This is a genomic window from Micromonospora sp. NPDC049799, from assembly GCF_040656655.1.
Taxonomy (GTDB): domain Bacteria; phylum Actinomycetota; class Actinomycetes; order Mycobacteriales; family Micromonosporaceae; genus Micromonospora.
Genome location: NZ_JBFAMU010000823.1, coordinates 1 through 1,484, shown reverse-complemented (window position 1 = coordinate 1,484; position 1,484 = coordinate 1). Strand labels below are relative to the sequence as shown.

Here is a 1,484-nt window from a genome sequence, read left to right as displayed (position 1 = left end):
CCGCCCGCTCCCGGCCCAGCCGGCGCGGCGCGGTGCAGCGCGCCGGCGTCGACGTGCTGCTGGTCGCGCTGGCGGTGCTGGCCTGGTACCAGCTACGGCAGTACTCGTCACCGCTGTCCCGCAGCCGCTCCGGCGCCCTTGACGTGGACCCGCTGCTGGCGGCCGCCCCCACCATCGGGGTGCTCGCCGGCGCGGTACTCGCCCTGCGGCTGCTGCCCCCGCTGACCCGCCTGGCCGAACGGTGGGTCGACCGCAAGCCGTGGACGGCGACGATCCTCGGCACCTGGCAGGCCGGCCGCCGCCCGCACGCCGGCCCCGTGCTGCTGCTCGCCCTCGCCGTCGCCGTCGGCACCCTGGCCTGGTGTCTCGCCGCCACCAGCGAACGTTCCCTGACCGACCAGGCCGAACACCAGGTCGGGGCGGACCTGCGGCTCACCGAGGCCAACGGCTCCGCTCCCGCCGCGCGGACCGACCAGATCGCCGCACTGCCGGCCACCCGGACCGCCCTGGCCACCTGGCGGGAGGCACTGCGGCTCGGACCGGTGTCCACCCCGGGTTCCCTGGTGGCCCTGGACGCGCGCACCGCCGAGGGGGTGGTGCGGCTACGACCGGACCTGGCCGACGGCGACGTGTTCGGCATGCTCGCCGGGAGCCGCGTGACCGCCCCGGTCACCGACCTGCCGGCCGACGCCCGCCGGCTCACCGGGGAACTGCTGACCCGCATCGTGAACGCCGACTCCACGGTGACCGTGCAGACGTACGCGGTCCTCGTCGACCCGCACGGCGGCCACCGGCGGCTGGCGCTGGGCTCCACCCGCGACGGCGAGGCGCTGCGCTTCGCCGTCGACCTGCCCACCGGCGCGGGAGCGGCCCGCCTGGCCGGGTTCACCGTCGACAGCGTCGGCCGGCCCGGCATGATCCTCGACTGGCTCGTCCGGGACCTGCGCACCAGCGCCGACGCCACCGCCGGGGCACCCGTCGACCTCGGCGCGGGCGGGTGGCGATGGACCGACCGGTCCGGCTCCACCGCCGAGGCGGCGGTCGCCGGCGCGACCGTCTCCGTCCGGTACACGCGGGAGGAGGACACCGGCTTCGTCCTCCGCGGCACCGCCGTGCAGCTGGCCGTCGTGCGGCCCGCCGCCGACGACCCGGTGCCCCTGGTGGCCACCCCGCAGGCGTTGGCGGCGCTGCGGGTCGACGTCGGGGACCGGACCCGGCTGTACCTGGCCGGCGCGGAGGTCGACGTGCGGATCACCGGGACCGTGGACTCCGTGCCCGGCAGCACCGAACCCGCGGCGCTGCTGGCCGACCTGCCATCGTTGAGCAACCGGCTGGTCCACGACCACGGCATCGTGCGCGACCCGCAGGAGTGGTGGCTGTCGGTGGTGCCGCAGCAGCGCGAGCAGGCGGCCACGGCGGCGGCGGCCCTGGGCGGGCTGAGCGTGTCCGACCGGCTGGCCGTCGCCGACGACCTGGCCGGTGAC

The 1,484-nt window shown here is 77.4% G+C and carries 1 pseudogene; it reads left to right on the top strand.

The annotated features are described in order from the left end of the window. Nucleotides 1–1,484 (top strand): annotated as a pseudogene (locus AB0I76_RS29810) (ABC transporter permease); the annotation flags it as partial.